At 56.7% G+C, this 15,059-nt stretch carries 14 protein-coding genes; 6 read left to right on the top strand and 8 right to left on the bottom strand.

Translation table 11 applies throughout. The annotated features are described in order from the left end of the window. Window positions 1–33 precede the first annotated feature (33 nt). Window positions 34–1,422 carry a 30S ribosomal protein S12 methylthiotransferase RimO gene (rimO, locus tag AC2FIZ_RS07195; RefSeq protein ID WP_281994964.1) on the bottom strand — a complete coding sequence of 463 codons (1,389 nt, stop codon included), beginning with the start codon at window positions 1,420–1,422 and terminating at the stop codon, window positions 34–36. A 96-nt stretch (window positions 1,423–1,518) separates the two neighbouring features. Between rimO and AC2FIZ_RS07190 the strand changes: the two genes are divergently transcribed. Continuing rightward, window positions 1,519–3,477: an AsmA family protein gene (locus AC2FIZ_RS07190; protein WP_496790816.1), complete on the top strand. Its 1,959-nt coding sequence runs from the start codon at window positions 1,519–1,521 to the stop codon at window positions 3,475–3,477. Between the two features lie 31 nt (window positions 3,478–3,508). Here the strand turns inward: AC2FIZ_RS07190 and AC2FIZ_RS07185 are convergent, their stop codons facing one another. From AC2FIZ_RS07185 to AC2FIZ_RS07170, 4 genes are read right to left on the bottom strand one after another with little or no spacing between them, the layout of a single operon-like run. Continuing rightward, window positions 3,509–5,005, bottom strand: coding sequence for a phosphomannomutase/phosphoglucomutase (locus AC2FIZ_RS07185; protein ID WP_281994962.1), 1,497 nt, complete (start codon window positions 5,003–5,005; stop codon window positions 3,509–3,511). Window positions 5,006–5,019: 14 nt separating this feature from the next. Further along, a complete protein-coding gene (kdsA, locus tag AC2FIZ_RS07180) occupies window positions 5,020–5,853 on the bottom strand; it encodes a 3-deoxy-8-phosphooctulonate synthase (RefSeq protein ID WP_142636626.1) in 834 nt (277 codons plus the stop codon). Between the two features lie 5 nt (window positions 5,854–5,858). Further along, window positions 5,859–7,433, bottom strand: coding sequence for a KpsE/RkpR family capsule polysaccharide export protein (locus AC2FIZ_RS07175; protein WP_271949292.1), 1,575 nt, complete (start codon window positions 7,431–7,433; stop codon window positions 5,859–5,861). Next, entirely contained in the window at window positions 7,411–8,070 is a 660-nt protein-coding gene (locus AC2FIZ_RS07170; RefSeq protein WP_142636630.1) for an ABC transporter ATP-binding protein, read from the bottom strand. The genes AC2FIZ_RS07175 and AC2FIZ_RS07170 overlap by 23 nt, the downstream gene beginning before the upstream one ends. Before the next feature lie 228 nt (window positions 8,071–8,298). On the opposite strand from AC2FIZ_RS07170, the gene AC2FIZ_RS07165 reads away from it, so the two are divergent. Together AC2FIZ_RS07165 and AC2FIZ_RS07160 are read left to right on the top strand one after the other, a co-directional pair. Beyond that, window positions 8,299–8,886, top strand: coding sequence for a uracil-DNA glycosylase family protein (locus AC2FIZ_RS07165; protein ID WP_282027571.1), 588 nt, complete (start codon window positions 8,299–8,301; stop codon window positions 8,884–8,886). After that, on the top strand, window positions 8,879–9,667 hold the full coding sequence (locus AC2FIZ_RS07160; RefSeq protein WP_281972684.1) for an SseB family protein: 789 nt from the start codon (window positions 8,879–8,881) through the stop codon (window positions 9,665–9,667). The genes AC2FIZ_RS07165 and AC2FIZ_RS07160 overlap by 8 nt, the downstream gene beginning before the upstream one ends. Window positions 9,668–9,712: 45 nt before the next feature. Here the strand turns inward: AC2FIZ_RS07160 and yghU are convergent, their stop codons facing one another. Then, window positions 9,713–10,591 carry a glutathione-dependent disulfide-bond oxidoreductase gene (gene yghU, locus AC2FIZ_RS07155; RefSeq protein WP_271949300.1) on the bottom strand — a complete coding sequence of 293 codons (879 nt, stop codon included), beginning with the start codon at window positions 10,589–10,591 and terminating at the stop codon, window positions 9,713–9,715. A gap of 246 nt (window positions 10,592–10,837) precedes the next feature. On the opposite strand from yghU, the gene AC2FIZ_RS07150 reads away from it, so the two are divergent. After that, on the top strand, window positions 10,838–11,356 hold the full coding sequence (locus AC2FIZ_RS07150; protein ID WP_281994960.1) for a YHS domain-containing (seleno)protein: 519 nt from the start codon (window positions 10,838–10,840) through the stop codon (window positions 11,354–11,356). A gap of 53 nt (window positions 11,357–11,409) precedes the next feature. Here the strand turns inward: AC2FIZ_RS07150 and AC2FIZ_RS07145 are convergent, their stop codons facing one another. After that, the gene (locus AC2FIZ_RS07145; protein WP_142636640.1) at window positions 11,410–12,072 is read right to left on the bottom strand and encodes a J domain-containing protein; all 663 of its coding nucleotides are present in this window, start codon (window positions 12,070–12,072) and stop codon (window positions 11,410–11,412) included. A 213-nt stretch (window positions 12,073–12,285) separates the two neighbouring features. Continuing rightward, window positions 12,286–13,152: a methylenetetrahydrofolate reductase [NAD(P)H] gene (gene metF, locus AC2FIZ_RS07140; RefSeq protein ID WP_496790814.1), complete on the bottom strand. Its 867-nt coding sequence runs from the start codon at window positions 13,150–13,152 to the stop codon at window positions 12,286–12,288. A 93-nt stretch (window positions 13,153–13,245) separates the two neighbouring features. Between metF and AC2FIZ_RS07135 the strand changes: the two genes are divergently transcribed. Beyond that, window positions 13,246–14,151, top strand: coding sequence for a LysR family transcriptional regulator (locus AC2FIZ_RS07135; protein ID WP_142636644.1), 906 nt, complete (start codon window positions 13,246–13,248; stop codon window positions 14,149–14,151). A 96-nt stretch (window positions 14,152–14,247) separates the two neighbouring features. Continuing rightward, window positions 14,248–15,033, top strand: a complete 786-nt coding sequence (locus AC2FIZ_RS07130; RefSeq protein ID WP_142636646.1) for an inositol monophosphatase family protein — start codon at window positions 14,248–14,250, stop codon at window positions 15,031–15,033. Window positions 15,034–15,059: the final 26 nt, after the last annotated feature.

Genomic DNA, 15,059 nt, shown 5'->3' with positions numbered 1-15,059 from the left:
TGCCGCTGGGTCGGTCAATTCAGTTATGTGTGGTTAGCGCAGCTTGCCCCATAGATCATATTCCCCGGCCTCGTCCACCTCGACCGAGACAATGTCGCCCGGTTTCAGGGCCTCATACCCTTCGTCGATGAACAGGTTGCCGTCGATCTCGGGCGCGTCGGCGGTGGTGCGGCAGGTCGCGGCCTCATCATCGATCTCATCCACGATGACCTGCAGGGTCTGGCCGACCTTTGCGGCCAGTTTGGCCTCGGAAATCGCCTGAGCCTTTTCCATGAACCTCTCCCAGCGGTCCTGTTTGACCTCGGCGGGCACATGATCAGGAAGATCGTTAGAGCGGGCTCCGTCGACGTTTTCGTACTGAAAACAACCGACGCGATCCAACTGCGCCTCATCCATCCAGTCCAGCAGGGTCTGGAACTCGGCCTCGGTCTCGCCGGGGTAGCCCACGATAAAGGTGGAACGAAGCGTGATATCAGGACAGGTCGCGCGCCAGGCGGCAATCTCGTCCAGTGTTCTGGCGGCCGCAGCAGGGCGGGCCATGCGTTTCAAAACATCCGGGTGTGCGTGCTGGAAGGGAATGTCCAGATAGGGCAGGACGTTACTGCCCGCATCCGCCATCAGGGGGATCAGCTCACGCACATGCGGGTAGGGATAGACATAGTGCAGGCGAATCCACGCATCCAGCTGTCCCAATTCGCGCGCCAGATCGGTGATATGGCTGCGGACCTCACGGTCTTTCCAGGGATTCACGTCATATTTCCGGTCCAACCCATAGGCCGACGTGTCCTGAGAGATCACGAGCAATTCGCGCACACCGTTATCGACCAGCTTTTCCGCCTCGCGCAGAACAGCATGCGCCGGACGGCTGGCCAGTTTGCCGCGCATGTCCGGGATGATGCAAAACTTGCATTTGTGGTTACAGCCCTCGGATATCTTGAGATAGCTGTAGTGGCGCGGCGTCAGTTGAACGTTGGCCGCAGGCAGCAGATCCACGAAGGGGTCGGGATCAGGCGGCACGGCCTTGTGTACCGCGTCCAGCACCTGTTCGTATTGATGTGGTCCGGTGACGGCCATGATACGCGGGTGATGCTCGCGGATGTAATCGGGTTCGGCCCCCAGGCATCCGGTTACGATAACCTTGCCGTTTTCTACCAAAGCCTCGCCGATGGCATCCAGAGACTCCGCCTTGGCGCTGTCCAGAAATCCGCAGGTATTCACAATCACGGCATCCGCGCCTGAATAGTCCGGCGAGATGCCGTATCCTTCGGCCCTCAGGCGCGTCAGAATCCGCTCGCTGTCGACCAAAGCCTTGGGGCAACCCAGCGATACCATGCCGATGGTCGGCTGGTTCGGACGTGGTGTATCAGTGATCCGGGCAGCAGGTGCCAGGTCGGGGCGGAGGTTTGGCGGGTTTGTGGTCATGGCGCGGCATATAGTGGGGAAAGCTTCCCCTTGCAAATGCGCTGCCGTCTTTGAATGATCTTTTTATAGCGTGCCAAATAAGTCGGAGAGCAGAAAATGAAATGGCTAATGCGCATCCTGTTCCTTTTGGTGGCTGTGGTCGGTCTTGTCATCGGCGCGTTGCTGCTGATGCCGGGCGACAAGTTGGCGACCATTCTGGCCGAGCAGGTCAAGGCACAAACCGGGCGTGATCTGAAACTGTCGGGGGGCGTTAAGCTATCCTTCTGGCCTGTGCTGGGCATGGAAACCGGGGCGGTTTCCTTCGGAAATGCCTCGTGGGCGGGGTCTGAGCCGATGCTCAGCGCCGAAAGCCTGGCGGTTGGGGTCGATACCTTGGCCATTTTGTCCGGCGATGTGCTGATCAAACGGATTATTGCCGAGAATCCGACCCTCAGACTTGAACTGTCAGACGGGCGCGGAAACTGGGAGTTTGACACGGCCGTCGCCCCGACAGCCAGCGGCTCGGGTGGATCAAAACCGGCGGATGCATCGCGTGCGGTGACACTGGAGCATCTGAAACTGACTCAGGCGCGTCTGATCTTTGTTGAAAATGGATCGGCCCGATTTGATGTCGCAGATGTGGATTTGTCTGCTAGTTGGCCAGCAGTCTCGGCCCCCATGGTTCTGGATGCACAAATGCCGGTTCCGGGCGGTGAGGCCCGCGTGGATATCAAGATACCCGACCTGCCGGCCTATGCCTCGGGCGCGGCATCCGAGATTGAGCTGGCGCTTGCCGCCCCCGGTGGTGACATCGGGTTTGACGGGCGCGTCAACCTTGCCGGAGAGATGGACGGCAAGCTGCAGTTGAAAACCAAAGACACGGAAAAAATGCTGGCCGCGTTCGGTCAGGAGGGCGTTGGAGTGCCGTACGGGTTGGGCCGCGCTGCGAATGTGTCGGGGCAGATGACTTATACCAGAGATGGCCGCATATCTGTGCGCGATCTGGTGGCTTCACTCGACAGTAACCGTTTTACAGGTGAAGTTGATATTGTAATTTCCATCCCTCCACAGATCACTGCTCGGTTGGATGCCAGTGATCTTGATCTTTCTCGCTATAATCAAAGTGGTCAGACGGTCTCGTCCAGTTCCGGCGGTTCCGGCGCGGGTGCTGCCTTGGAGGGGTGGTCAAGGGAACCGATCGACGCCTCGGCGCTGGCTTTGGCCAATGGTGAAATTCGACTGACAGCCAAATCTATCGCGATGCCCGAGCTGACGCTTGGCCCCAGCGACCTGACAATGCGGCTGGACCGGTCTCGGGCTGCATTGGAGATGAACCCGGCAACCTTGTTTTCCGGAACGCTGAACGGGCAGGTGGTGGCCAATAATCGGAATGGGTTGTCCGTTGGCGGCAAGATAAAGGCCAAGGGCATTGACCTCAAACAAGCTCTGACAGCCTTGGTCGGGGTCGAGCGGCTGTCCGGGACCGGGTCAGGATCATTCGAGTTTCTGGGCGTTGGCCAGAACGAGAATCAGATCATGCGTTCTCTCAGCGGTAAGGGCAGCTTGGATGTAGGAAAGGGGTTGATATCGGGCTTTGACCTTGATCGTCTTATGGGACGAGGCAAAGGATCGGGTGGCACCACCGTGTTCAACAGCCTGACGGCTAGCTTCACCATTGATAAGGGCGTTTTGCAGAACAACGATCTGTTGATGTCGCTGGACAATTTCCGCGCGGATGGCAAAGGAAAAGTCGGGATCGGAGCGCGCAATATCGACTATCTGTTCACGCCGGTCGCTCTGCGTGCGAATTCGGGAGAGGGCCTGTCGGTTCCGGTGCGTATCGTTGGACCATGGAGCAATCCGTCGATCAAGCCGGACCTGACCAAGGTGATCGAAGCGGCCGCCGGAGGAAAGGTCAAAGAGCTTGAGGATGATGTCAAAAAGAAAGTCATCGACAAGATAGGCGGCGATACCGGTACGGCCGGGACTGACGGGGACAGCGTCGAGGATGCGCTGAAGAACAAGCTTGAGGACGAGGCCAAGAAAGGACTGCTTAAGCTGTTTGGCGGAAATTGAAGTGTCGGGGCCAGCGCCCCGACACCAACGCTCAGATGGTCTGGTCGTAATCTCCGACACCCGGTTCGGTTCGGATAACCGCGTCGATATCCGCAAAAATGGCACGCATCTCTTCTTCGCTTTCGCTGCTTTCGCAGACGACCACCAGATTGGGCGTATTCGACGAGGCGCGCACCAACCCCCAGCTGCCATTGTCCAGAATGACTCGGGCACCGTTGACAGTGACCACTTCTTTGATCGGGCGACCTGCAAGCGTCTCTCCGGCTTCGGATTTGGCGACCAGCTTTGCGACCAAGCGGTCGAGTATGTCGTATTTTTCGGTATCCGCTGCATAGGGGGACATGGTCGGTGTCGACCATGTTTTCGGTAGCGCCTTTCGCAGGTCGGACATGCTTTGGTCCGGGTTGCGGTCCATCAGTTTACAGATCTCAACCGCGACGCGCATGCCGCAATCATAACCACGTCCAATCGGTTCGGCCAAAAAGTAATGCCCCGACTTTTCGAACCCGGCCAGCGCGTTGATCTCTTTGACTCGCCGCTTCATGTGGCTGTGGCCGGTTTTCCAGTAATCTGCCTTGACCCCGCGGGCCTTCAACTCAGGGTCGCTGGCAAAAAGGCCGGTTGATTTCACGTCGGCGACAAAGGTGGCATTGGGGTAAATCTTGGCCAGATCGCGGGCCATGATCACGCCGACCTTATCAGCAAAAATCTCCTCCCCCTCGTCATCCACAACGCCACAGCGGTCACCGTCACCATCGAACCCCAGCGCCATGTCGGCACCGCTGGCTTTCACGGTATCGGACATGTCGTGCAGCATTTCCATCGCTTCTGGGTTCGGGTTGTAATGCGGGAAAGTATAGTCCAGCTGGTTATGGCTGGGCACGACTTCTACCCCCATGCGTTCAAAGATTTCCGGGGCAAAGGCGGATGCGGTGCCGTTCCCTGTGGCACAGACCACTTTGAGAGGTCGGGATATTCTGAAATCGCCGACCAGATCGTCGATATAGGCCTCTTTCACGCCATCAACGAATTCGTAGGACCCGCCAGGGTGGGTCTGCCCTTCGCCATTCAGAACAATGTCTCGCAGCTCTGACATCTCGTCCGGGCCATGGGTCAGGGGACGTTCGAACCCCATCTTGACCCCGGTCCAGCCATTTGGATTGTGGCTGGCCGTGACCATGGCCACGGCTGGAACGTCCAGATGGAACTGAGCGAAATAGGCCATCGGGCTAAGCGCCGGACCGATATCCTTTACCTGAATTCCCGCCTGCATCAGGCCCAGGATCAGGGCATTTTTGATGGCCAGAGAATAGTCACGATAATCATTGGCTACAGCAATCACGGGTTCAATCCCACGCTTGCGCATCTGTGTGCCCAGACCCAACCCCAGTGCGGTCATGCCCGGCAGGTTGATCTCTTCTGGATATTTCCAGCGGGCATCATATTCGCGAAAGCCGGTTGGCTTGATCATTGCGTCGCGCAGAAAGCTCCAGGTGTTCGGAGTCACCTCGGGGTTGGGTTTGGTCATGGGAATACTCTTGTTCAGATCTGGATAGGGTTGGCCTTGGCCAACGCATCAAAACGCATCAATGTATCGATGAGCTGCGGCATCTGGTCCAATGGGATCATATTGGGACCGTCGGAAGGTGCAGTATCAGGGTCCTGATGGGTTTCGATAAAAACCGCACCGATGCCAAGCGAAACCGCAGCGCGGGCCATCACAGGCGCGAATTCTCGCTGCCCACCAGTAGAACCACCTTTGCCGCCAGGCTGCTGTACCGAGTGTGTGGCATCCATTACGACCGGGTATCCCGTTTTGGCCATCTGCGGCAGGCCGCGCATGTCAGCGACCAACGTATTATATCCAAACGAAGTTCCGCGTTCTGTCAGCAGGATGTTTGTGTTCCCAGTGCTTTCGACCTTGCTCACGATGTTGCCCATCTCCCATGGGGCCAAAAACTGTCCTTTTTTGACATTAACCGCCTTGCCGGTTTCGCCAGCTGCGAGCAGCATATCTGTTTGTCGGCATAGAAAGGCAGGGATTTGCAGCACGTCCACAGCCTCGGCCGCAATCGCGCACTGGGCTTCGGTATGTACATCTGTCAGCACTGGAATGCCCAAGGTTTTGCGGATGTCATCCAGAACCTTGAGCCCTGTGTCTATTCCCATACCACGCGCACCCGACAGAGAAGTCCGGTTCGCCTTGTCGTACGAGGCTTTAAAGACGTACTGCGCCCCGGCGGCGTCGCAGGCCTCTTTCATTTTTCCTGCGATCATTTGGGCATGATCGGCAGTTTCCAGTTGGCAGGGACCGGCGATGATCGTCAGGGGAAGATCATTGCCGACCGTGAGATCGGAGATTTTTACATGTTTCATGTGTCTTACGAAGATACCTGTTCACGAAGGACCGACGCGGTAAGCGAGATCATCAGGTAGATACCAGCAAACAACAGGAAAGCCAAAATCGTATTTTCGAACTTGCGCGGATAGCTGGGTTCCTGACTGGGAACAGGATTGACGGAAACCGTCAGATACCGAACCTGACGATTGGCTTCGGTCCTGGTTGTCTCCATATGCTGCATAGCTGATTGCAGGATCATATCCCTAGCGGCCAGATCGGCCTGTGCCATCTGAATCCGAACACTCAGCCTGGCCAGCGAATTCTCGCCGGCAGAGACATCCAGCATTTCGGCGTTCAATTCCTCCAGCACAACCGTAAGCCGTGCGATGTCGGCCTGTGCGCCATCCACCTTGGCTTTGTTTGGGCGGCGATTGTCCAACAAGGCTGCAAGCTGCAGTTCTTTGTCCTGAATAAGCGTCTCGATTTCGTTTATGCGGCCCCGCAACCCGGCAATGACGCTTTCAGGGTCAAGGATTGCGCCTTGCAGCTGAAGCTCGATCAGGTCTTCCTGAGCTTTCTTGCGTTCTTCCTGAGCGCTTACAAACCCTTCCCGGGCATCTTTCATCTGGTCTTCGCGTTTCTTTTCGGTCAGCGCGTTTACCCGTTGCTCGGCATAGGAAATCAGTTCTCGTGAAAACGCGGCCGAAGTCTGGGGGTCAGGTGTCGCCACCTCCATCCGGATCAGGCCATCGGTCGGGTCATATCCGACCGTGATCATGCGTTTGTACAGCTTGTAAGCCTCTTCGAGACTGGCGTCCGGGGACAATCGCTGAATGGGGTCGATCCAGTCCTGTTTGAACACATCAGCGAAACCGGCCTCTGTGTCCAAAAGTTCAAGCGCATCTTTCGATTCTAGAAACTCCTGGGTGGCAACCGAATCCTGCGTGGTCGCAAATTGGGTCCCTGCCAGAAGCCCTCCGATAGAGCCCGCGCCCCCGTCCGCCTGAAGGATCAGAAAGGCAGAGTTGCTGGCGTACATTGGGGTCGCGATCCGATAGAAATAGAGACCCACGACAAAGGTAGGTAGCAGGACAAAGGCCGCAAGCCGTGCAAACAGAGCGAACAGTTTGCGACGGCGGCGGCGGGCGATGTCCCTCTGAATCTGTCCGATTTCACGTTCACGCCGCTCGGCCGGGCTCATCTCCGGTCCGGGCAAGTTCTCTGGTGCATCTTTCACGGTCTGGGGCAGGTGGATCGTGATGCGATCATTCGTCTGCTCGTCCGAAGTTTTCTTTTCCGAGGCAAGGTTCAGCAGACTGGAGCGTTCAAACGGATCAATTCCCTTTTTGCGCAACAACCGAACTGCATCATAGTCCGAAGTCGCCGCAAGACCGTTTTTCTGGGCAAGACGACGTGCCACCCGCAGTTGGCGGCCGGTCAGTCCTTCGCGTTTGATAGCGTCGATCTCGGTCCCTACTGGCGGTTCATTTTCTGGGCCGGGCGCCTTTGTGGCCTGGCGAATACGCGAGATCGCGTCTTCGCGCGTTTCGGCATTTCCCGCAGACCGCCGTTTGCGGCGCCAGTTGTATTTATCAGCCCTGGGTTTGGTAGTCATATAACTGCTTTGCCTCTTCCAAGGTTTCGAACAAGTGAAGCTGACCATCCACTAATACCGCCGCCTGACGCGCGAATTTTTCAAGCAGGGCCGGGTTGTGAGAGACGATGACCAGTGTTGTCGTGCGCAGCCGTTCCTGCAGAATGTCGCCTGCCTTTTTGTTGAATTCAACATCCGTTGTGGCCGGCATCCCTTCGTCGATGAGGTACATGTCGAAATCCAGAGCCAGCATCAACGCGAATGTGAACCGCGACCGCATACCGGATGAATAGGTCGCCAGCGGTTGATTGAAATATTCACCCAGGCCACACAGCCAACTGCAATATGCCTCGACATAGTCCGGGTCCATACCATAGATCTTGGCGATATAGCGCGAGTTCTCCAGAGCCGACAGCTTGTTTGAAACTCCGCCGGTAAATCCCATCGGAAAAGAGACGCGGCAGGATTTGCGAATGACCCCTTCGTCGGGTTTCTCTAGTCCGGCCATCATGTTGATCAGGGTGGTTTTCCCGGTACCGTTCGGGGCCAGAATACCGATGGATGTGCCAAGTTCGACGCGAAAAGACACTCTGTCCAGAATCACCTTTCGGCGCGTCCCGGTCCAAAAGGACTTGCTGACATTTTCAAACTCAAGCATCCAAGGCCTGCGGGTTTATCTTGTTGTTGCGCCGTTCGGATCGGCGAAAGAACGGTACCTCTACGGCGCCATATAGGCCACATTATGTCGAATTATGAAACAAATGATCAATGCGTTCCGGGGGTCGTTTTTGGTAATGTGACTTTTGCATCTGTTGGCGTCTGGATGTGTGTTACCTATCTTGCTTTCAGAACACCAACCATCTGATGCGGCACTGATTGCGATCTCATGAACCCACTCGAAAAAGAAATAGAGGCCTGCCGTATTTGTGCTGACCGATTTGCGGCAACTGAAACCGCGCATGAACCAAGACCCATTGTCTGGTTCCGCAAAGACACGCCCATTTTAGTCTGTGGTCAGGCTCCGGGGGCACGAGTGCATGCGTCGGGTCGCCCTTTTACCGACCCTTCCGGTGATCGGCTTCGGGCGTGGTTGGGTGTTGATGAGGAGCTGTTTTATGACCGTTCACGTGTCTCGATCGTTCCAATGGCGTTTTGCTTTCCCGGCTATGATGCGCGCAAGGCAGATTTGCCTCCTCCGCCAGTATGCGGTCAGACTTGGCATGATCGGGTCATGGCGGATCTTGGGCCTGTGCCGTTGACCATTCTTGTCGGGGGGCACGCCCATAGATATCACCTGAAGTCACGTGGGTCAGTCACCGAAACCGTGCGCAACTGGCGGGACTATGCGCCGCGGGTCTTTGCCTTGCCTCATCCGTCCTGGCGGAATACGGCATGGATGAAGAAAAACCCGTGGTTCGAAGCCGATCTGTTGCCGGTTTTGCGCGCACGGGTGCAAGAGGTTCTGAATGACTGAGATTTCGGCTCTGGACGCCGCCCATGCCGCGGCTGAGGCCGCTCCGCAGGATGATGCCGCCCGTCTGCGTTTCTTTGAACGGCTGGCTGACAGTGAGCTGTTCCTGATGCTGACGGAAGAGGCAAAGAACGAGAATATTTCGCCCGAATTGTTCGACGTGGCAGACGGGCGTTTTGTGCTGGCTTTCGATCGTGAAGACCGGCTGGCCCGCTTCGCAGACCGCCCGGTGCCCTATGTTGCGCTGTCGGGGCGGGTTTTATCGTCTATGTTGTCGGGGCAGGGGATCGGGCTGGGGTTGAACCTTGAAGTTGCCCCGTCCTCGATGTTGATCCCGCCCGAGGCATTGGGCTGGTTGGTGGAAACTTTGCAGCATGGTCCCGAAGAGGTGCAACAGCACCTGTCCGAGTTCCTGGCTCCATCGGGGTTGCCCGACGAACTGCTGACAGCTTTGGACGCCAAGCTGGCTACGGCCATTGGGTTGGCGCAAGCCGCCTATCTGGTCAGCACCAAAACGGCTGAAGGTGGTTTCGGGCATTTGCTGGGATTTGTCGATGCCGTCGAAGGGGCAGAGGCAGCTCTGGCTAAGGCCGCGTCTGAAGCGCTTACCTTTTCCGGGGTCGAAGCTGGGGCAATGGACGTAGGTTTTTTCAAATCAAGTGACACGGCCGCAGCGTCTTTGGCGCGGGTGGGTTTGCGGTACGATCTGCCGCAGCCTGAGGCACGTGTGAATGCGCATATCGCTCCTGGGCGCGATCCGGACAAACCGCCTTTGCTTAAGTAATGGCAGAATGGGGCTTCGCAGATTGATCCGCGAAGCCCGGTTTGTTTATTCGGCTGCCGGCTCCAGCTTGTCCTGTGTACGCGTTTCAAAGTCGCCGGCCTCGTGGCGTTCGTGAAGCTGTGTATGCTTTTCGCCGAAGGCACGATTGACCATGCGACCGCGTTTCACGGCGGGACGGGCGTCAATCTCCTTGGCCCAGCGCATGACGTTCTTGTAGGATTCGACGTCCAGGAACTCGGCTGCGCTGTACAGGCGCCCAAGAACCAGTTGTCCGTACCAGGGCCAGATCGCGATATCGGCGATAGAGTAATCCTCGCCTGCGATATAGGTTTTCTCGGACAGCTCCCGATCCAGAACATCCAGCTGCCGCTTGGTTTCCATGGCAAAGCGGTTGATGGGATATTCCCATTTCTCGGGCGCATAGGCGTAGAAATGGCCAAACCCGCCACCCAGATATGGTGCACTGCCCATTTGCCAGAAAACCCAGTTCATCACCTCTGTCCGTTCGGGCCCGGATTCGGGTAGGAAAGCGTTGAACCTTTCAGCCAGGTGAAACAGAATCGAGGCACTTTCGAACACGCGCACAGGTTTTTCACCGGACCGATCCCACAGGGCAGGGATCTTCGAGTTCGGGTTGGCCTCTACAAAGCCCGAACTAAACTGATCTCCCTCGCCGATGTTGATCAGCCAGGCGTTATACTCGGCCTCTTCATGGCCTAGCGCCAGAAGCTCTTCTAGCATGACGGTTACTTTTACCCCGTTCGGAGTAGCAAGCGAATAGAGCTGCAGAGGATGGCGCCCAGCAGGCAAATCCTTGTCATGAGTTGCCCCCGCAATCGGGCGGTTGATATTAGCGAATTGTCCGCCGTTTTGGCTGTCCCATGTCCAGACCATAGGGGGCGTATAGGTCGATTGCTCGCTCATTTATTGCCTTTCTCAGCAAAGTTCGGGTGAATTATCCGTTCGCTTCAACAGCTAATATTGCAAAGGGCAAAGTCCAACCCTGCCTGTTGGGAAGATTTTGTAACATTCAGTGCAAAAGACTTCACGTTTTCTCATTCGATGTCACAGCGACGCGAGCGGGACTGCGTTCGATCGAGGAATCACCTATTCTCTGCACAGCCCCGTATTCCGGGCCGATCATCCATCCAATAAAAAAGGACCGCCCTTATGAAACGACTTGCCTGGACCTTAGTTGCGACCTTGGCATTTGCCATGCCTGCCCTTGCAGGAGATCAGTATGTGGACGCCACCGGCTATGCGGTGTCGGGATATGACGTGGTTGCCTATCGCAGTCTGGATCAGGTTGCTGTCGGTCAATCACAGCCCGAAGCCGTCCGCGGAAGGTCAGATATTACGGCCGAATACAACGGCGTTACCTGGGCATTCTCGACCGAAGAGAACCGGGACAAGTTCATGGAAAACCCTGCTTATTATGCGCCGCAATATGACGGTCACTGCGCCTATGGCGTGTCACGCGGCGGCAAGGTGCCTGCGAACCCGAACCTGTGGCGGATTGTTGATGACAAGCTGTATCTGAACATTACCGATGTGGTTGTCGGGTTCTTTGAAGAAGATATTCCCGGCAATATCAATCTGGCTGAAGGAAACTGGCCGGGCATCGAGGCCGACGGGGCCTCCAGCAGCGTGATCCCGAAGTTTACCTCCGAAGGCCCGGTCACAAACTGAGAGTTCTGCAACGGATGCAAAGCCCGGCATTGATTTGCCGGGCTTTTTGTTTGTCATCCGGCCAACCAGTACTCATCCTGCGTTTGCTGGTCGGCGTTGAATCTGATCCGCACGCTGCGGGCGCCCGGAAATTTCTTGGTCGCAAGCGCAACGGGTACGACAACTTCGCCAGTGCCCGCATCTTTGGACTGAAAGCTCAGAATCTCTGTCTTGACGCGCTTGGAGCCAGCGAGAACACTCGTCGGCAATGCGACGCGGTTAGCACCTTCGCAGACAGGTGCGGAAATGAAATAAGTCAGGTTGCGGCCATGCAAGCCGACAGCGTCCGGAATGTGGTCAGCATCTTGCAGGCGATCCGCATCTTGACTGTCCACCGGGGTGTCCTGCAAGTGGGGCAGCGCCGTATTCAGCATTGCACGACAGGCATCAATATCTTGGGTTTCCAGCTGAATAACGCGTTTGCGCAATCGGGGGCGGCGTGGTTTCCCCGCCGCCGAGCCCGCCAGACCTTTCCCGGCCAGCCCCTCGCTGCGCAGCAAATCATAGGCCGCCTTGGCGTTGGCCAAGGCCGCACCGTCTCCGCCATTCTTATCGGGGTGGGCTTCGAATGCGATGTTGCGCCAGGCTTCTCGAATGTCATCTGAACTGGCGCTTTGAGCCAGACCAAGTGTGCCGAAGGCATTGGCGCGGGCACTAACCTTGTCAAAAGGTTCCATACTAAATTCACTCATAAACAAACTATACGGCCCCACAATGAATGGGCGGTTGCTAAAGTCAAATTTGTAACAGAATTGAACGGTTTATCGCGACAATGATTAAGGCTTCAGTTGGATTGTTCAAGTGGCCCAGTCAGGCAGGGTAATCCCAACTTATTCCGCAAAAACACCCGGGGTTTTCGCCTCGGGTGCACAGTCTGAAACAAGCGGATATCAAGCGACGTTCTGAAGCTCGGCCTTTGGTGTGACTCCAAGGGCAAAGCACACATCCCGGGTCAGTTCCGGCCGGTTCAAGGTGTAAAAGTGGAGCTTGTCCACTCCGCCCTCGATCAGGTCTGAACAAATTTCTGTGCACAATGCGGTGGCCAGCAGGTCTTCGCGGTCGTCACGAATGGCCTTCTCAAAGGCATTCTCGATCCAATCCGGAATATGTGTCCCGCATCTGCGGGCAAAGTTGCGCGCCCCTTTCCAGTTTTCGATCGGCAGGATGCCCGGAACGATGGGCTTGTCGATCCCTGCCTTTTCACAGGCATCGCGGAAACGGAAAAATGTCTCGGCCTCAAAGAAGAACTGAGTCAGGGCTTCGTCGGCCCCAGCGTCCAGCTTGGCCTTTAGCCAGTCGATATCGGCGGCAAAATCCTGTGCTTCCGGGTGTTTGTCCGGATAGGCGCCAACACGGATACTGAACATCTCGGTTTCTGCCAGTGCTTCGATCAATTCGACCGAGTCCGCGAACCCTTCCGGGTGCGGCGCGAACCGATCCTGACCCTTGGGCGGATCACCGCGCAAGGCGACGATGTTCTCCACGCCCGCCCGAGCAAAGGTATCTGCGATTTCCAGTGTTTCCTGACGTGACGCATCCACACAAGTCAGATGTGCAGCAACAGGCAGGCCAGAGGACTTGTGCAATGTGGCCACCGCATCGCGCGTCAGCTCGCGCGTGGTGCCCCCCGCGCCATAGGTGACAGAAACAAAGCGCGGTTCGAGCGGTGCCAGTGTTTGCACCGTATCCCAAAGGCGGAATGAAGCCTCAAGCGTCTGTGGCGGGAAAAATTCAAATGAAACTTCTGGTCTTGTCATATCGGCCTCACGGGTGAAATCTCTGACCCTTGTGCCAGCTTACGCATTGTGAGACAAACTCATATTATTCAAGAACAACATGAGTTCCACGCAATGCATATCGAATTCCGCCACCTGCGTACGATCAAGGCGATCCATGAATGTGGCGGGCTTGCCCGTGCCGCAGATCAACTGAACATCACTCAATCCGCATTGAGCCATCAAATCAAAGGCCTAGAGGATCAGGCCGGGGTCGAATTGTTCTTGCGCCGGTCCAAACCGATGAAACTTTCGGCGGCCGGTTTGCGGCTGTTACGCCTGGCCGAGCAGATCCTGCCGCAGGTCGAGGCGACACAGCAGGAGTTCTCTTCTTTGCGCGACGGGCGCACGGGCCGTATGCATATCGCCATTGAATGCCACGCCTGTTTTGAGTGGCTGTTCCCGGTGCTGGAATCCTTTCGTAAATCCTGGGGCGATGTGGATGTCGATATCCGCCCCGGCCTGGCCTTTGATGCCTTGCCGGCTTTGCAAAAAGAAGAGGTCGATCTGGTCGTTTCCTCGGACCCAGAAGATCTGCCCGGTGTCGAATTCATCGAACTCTTTGACTATGACGCGGTGTTTGTCGCGGCTTCGACACACCCGCTTGCCCAGAAAGAGTTCATTGAGGCCGAGGATTTTCGCGGCCAGACCCTGATTACCTATCCGGTCGAACGTACACGGTTGGATGTATTCAGCCAGCTGCTGATCCCTGCGCGGGTTGAACCGGCCGCAATCCGGCAGGTTGAGCTGACCGCTGTGATCCTTTTGCTGGTCGCGTCGAACCGGGGGATATCTGTGCTGCCGGACTGGGTCGTGCGTGAGGTGAAGTATAATTCCGACTATGTTACCCGCCCGCTGACCAAGGCAGGCATTACACGTCGCCTTTATGCTGCAGTGCGCACCGAGGACCTTGAGAAACCCTTTGTGCAAGAGCTGATCAAGTTGGCCAAAACCGAGGCGCGCAAGCTGCAGGAGCAATAGGCACAAAACGCGGGTCTGCTATGCGTATCATTCCTCTTGGCAAGGGCGCATTGCCCCAGTATACGCGCGGTTTGACCGGACAGGAGCCTTTGGACAATGGTTGGCAGTGCAAACCTCAACATCATGATCAAAGCCGCGCGCAAAGCGGGGCGTTCACTGGTCAAGGATTTTCGTGAAGTCGAGAACCTTCAGGTGTCGATGAAAGGCGCCGGGGATTTTGTGTCCAAGGCAGACATTGCAGCCGAGGCGATCCTGAAAGAGGAACTGCTTGGCGCGCGCCCGACCTATGGCTGGCTGGCCGAAGAGGGCGGCGAGATTGCCGGCGAAGATCCCACCCGCCGCTGGATTGTGGATCCGCTGGATGGCACCACGAATTTTCTGCACGGCCTGCCGCACTGGGCGATCTCGATCGCGTTGGAACATAAAGGCAAAATTGTTGCCGGTGTGATCTATGACGCCGCCAAGGACGAGATGTTCTTTGCAGAAAATGGCGAAGGCGCATGGATGAACGACACCCGTATCCGCGTTTCGGGTCGTCACCGCATGATCGAGTCGATCTTTTCGACCGGGCTGCCTTTTGGCGGACGGTCTGACTTGCCTGCGACCCTGCAGGATCTGGCACGTCTGATGCCAGTCTGCGCCGGTGTACGTCGGTGGGGCGCAGCAGCGCTGGACATGGCTTATGTTGCTGCTGGCCGGTATGAAGGCTTTTGGGAACGCCGTCTGAATGCCTGGGATGTTGCCGCCGGGATCATCATCGTGAAAGAGGCTGGTGGCTTTGTGCAGGCTTTGAACCCGGAAGGTAACGTGCTGGAGGACGGCGAGGTCATCTGTTCCAACGAGCCCATCTTTGATCAGTTTTCCAAGGTCATCCGGGGCTGAGCCAGCAACAGACAGGTCAAGCAAGC

Source organism: Ruegeria sp. CDSB022 (assembly GCF_059611145.1).
This window is presented reverse-complemented; position numbering and strand designations above follow the sequence as displayed.

What these genes read in the sequence shown, in the direction of transcription:
- rimO (WP_281994964.1), bottom strand. Translation starts at nt 1,422, where the DNA reads ATGACCACAAACCCGCCAAACCTCCGCCCCGACCTGGCACCTGCTGCC.
- AC2FIZ_RS07190 (WP_496790816.1), top strand. Translation starts at nt 1,519, where the DNA reads ATGAAATGGCTAATGCGCATCCTGTTCCTTTTGGTGGCTGTGGTCGGT.
- AC2FIZ_RS07185 (WP_281994962.1), bottom strand. Translation starts at nt 5,005, where the DNA reads ATGACCAAACCCAACCCCGAGGTGACTCCGAACACCTGGAGCTTTCTG.
- kdsA (WP_142636626.1), bottom strand. Translation starts at nt 5,853, where the DNA reads ATGAAACATGTAAAAATCTCCGATCTCACGGTCGGCAATGATCTTCCC.
- AC2FIZ_RS07175 (WP_271949292.1), bottom strand. Translation starts at nt 7,433, where the DNA reads ATGACTACCAAACCCAGGGCTGATAAATACAACTGGCGCCGCAAACGG.
- AC2FIZ_RS07170 (WP_142636630.1), bottom strand. Translation starts at nt 8,070, where the DNA reads ATGCTTGAGTTTGAAAATGTCAGCAAGTCCTTTTGGACCGGGACGCGC.
- AC2FIZ_RS07165 (WP_282027571.1), top strand. Translation starts at nt 8,299, where the DNA reads ATGAACCCACTCGAAAAAGAAATAGAGGCCTGCCGTATTTGTGCTGAC.
- AC2FIZ_RS07160 (WP_281972684.1), top strand. Translation starts at nt 8,879, where the DNA reads ATGACTGAGATTTCGGCTCTGGACGCCGCCCATGCCGCGGCTGAGGCC.
- yghU (WP_271949300.1), bottom strand. Translation starts at nt 10,591, where the DNA reads ATGAGCGAGCAATCGACCTATACGCCCCCTATGGTCTGGACATGGGAC.
- AC2FIZ_RS07150 (WP_281994960.1), top strand. Translation starts at nt 10,838, where the DNA reads ATGAAACGACTTGCCTGGACCTTAGTTGCGACCTTGGCATTTGCCATG.
- AC2FIZ_RS07145 (WP_142636640.1), bottom strand. Translation starts at nt 12,072, where the DNA reads ATGGAACCTTTTGACAAGGTTAGTGCCCGCGCCAATGCCTTCGGCACA.
- metF (WP_496790814.1), bottom strand. Translation starts at nt 13,152, where the DNA reads ATGACAAGACCAGAAGTTTCATTTGAATTTTTCCCGCCACAGACGCTT.
- AC2FIZ_RS07135 (WP_142636644.1), top strand. Translation starts at nt 13,246, where the DNA reads ATGCATATCGAATTCCGCCACCTGCGTACGATCAAGGCGATCCATGAA.
- AC2FIZ_RS07130 (WP_142636646.1), top strand. Translation starts at nt 14,248, where the DNA reads ATGGTTGGCAGTGCAAACCTCAACATCATGATCAAAGCCGCGCGCAAA.